The following is a 1,708-nucleotide window of genomic DNA, read 5'->3' on the forward strand; positions in this document are numbered from 1 at the left end:
TTCACAATAATTCATCAATCTTAATTAGATCACATTTTTACTTTAATTGGTATAAATCATAGTGTTTCGCACGTCAGTCGAATAACTTACACAAAAGATTTTCCCGCAGCCCACAGCTCTTAGCTCAGGTTTTTCCCAAAACCAACTCATGATTAGGACTACATCATTTCTGATTCCAGCTGTGAGGTGACTCGAGCATGATTTCAAACGTATATAGCTTTAAGTTTAGCATTCAGATACTCGAGCCATACGCGCTATAGATGTTTCCTTTATTAAGTGAGCGGCTCTCAGTATTAGTTAACAGCCTTTCGGCTACGAAATCTGACTTCTGCTCTATCTGTGAATCTATAGGATACGTGTAATTAGGGCTCTATCATGGAGGCTTCTCTTAAGAACGCTAGAGCTCATAATGAGTCGACTTAATGTCTCTTGTTATGCATTGAGCTTAAAACCACTCTCGATGGTATTGAGCGACTCGTTCTAAGTACTTCAAAGGGTGAAAGTAGGCTAGATTCAGCTTAAAGGTGAGAGTCGCTAAGTGTGTTCCCAAGTGGTGCCTGAGGGGTATATAAGCGAAGAAATAGAGCATCCCTCGTATTCGTGAAGTGACGTTTATCACCCTGCGGATTTAGATTCTTTGGTTCTAGGTGCTGGTATATTAGGGGTTACCACTCTGTCTTCGATTTTGATGTGTTTGTTGACTCGATATTAATCAGTCGTGTTGACCGTTTTGCTCTGAGCATATTGATTTCTTGCTGGTTAGTTCAAGCTATGTTTTGGTTATTGCGACTAAGATGAAGCTAGAAGGTCACTACTGTTTGCTTAGTAGAAATAAAAATCCCCCAAATCATTGGCGGATAGTTTTGTGATTCTTTTCAGAATTAGATAAAGCCTTAAACCTAATGGGTCGAATTATGAAATTGAGTTTTAACTTTGAAGATGCGAGCCAGATCTTTGTGGGATCTTTTGCCTTGGCCGTGCCGATTTCTTTTTCTGAAGAGGCTTGGAAGTTAGGGGAGACTTTACCTACCGCTAATCTATTGCTGCTATTTTTACTGTCTGCGGTGTTCTTAGGCTTCTATACGTATGAGAGTGTCTTTCAAAAAGATGTTGTTGCTCGGTTGCCGGTGTTTATTTTCAGAATAGTGATTGCTTATGTTATGACGGCATTGGTCGTTGCTTTGGTACTGACTTGCCTGGACAAATTACCTCTATTGAGTGATCCCGTCGTATCGATCAAAAGAGTGATTGTTATTTCAATGCCAGCCTCTATGGGCGCTATTGTAGTGGATAGTTTTGATAAAGAGTAATCTGTGTATCAATTTGGATTGAAGTGTCTTACAGAGCTTTTCAGCGCTTACTTGATTCGTTATTTAGCTTTCTTACCTCCAAACTTAGTATTGATTTTTTCAACCGATCTCCTAGTCAATAAAATGAGTAGCAACGTACTGTGACTGACTCTTACGTGAATGTGTCGTTTGTTGTTGGGAGATTTTGAAGAGCATTAAGTAGCGAAGATTTGTAGCTTTGGAAGGATATAAAAACGGTTGGTTTCTGAATTGAATATGGTATTTGAAAGGTGAGGGTAGTTGTATTAATAAGTTAGGATCTTTAGATGCAAAAAAGCCGCATCAATGATGCGGCTTCTTTTAATTGGCTCCCCTTGCAAGACTTGAACTTGCGACATACGGATTAACAGTCCGCCGTT

At 39.5% G+C, this 1,708-nt stretch carries 1 protein-coding gene; it reads left to right on the forward strand.

Annotated features, from left to right (window positions below; genetic code table 11):
* Window positions 1–914 precede the first annotated feature (914 nt).
* Window positions 915–1,310: a DUF2391 family protein gene (locus AB6E52_RS22960; protein ID WP_017060180.1), complete on the forward strand. Its 396-nt coding sequence runs from the start codon at window positions 915–917 to the stop codon at window positions 1,308–1,310.
* Window positions 1,311–1,708: the final 398 nt, after the last annotated feature.

Source organism: Vibrio sp. 10N.247.311.13, from assembly GCF_041467595.1.
GTDB lineage: Bacteria > Pseudomonadota > Gammaproteobacteria > Enterobacterales > Vibrionaceae > Vibrio > Vibrio crassostreae_C.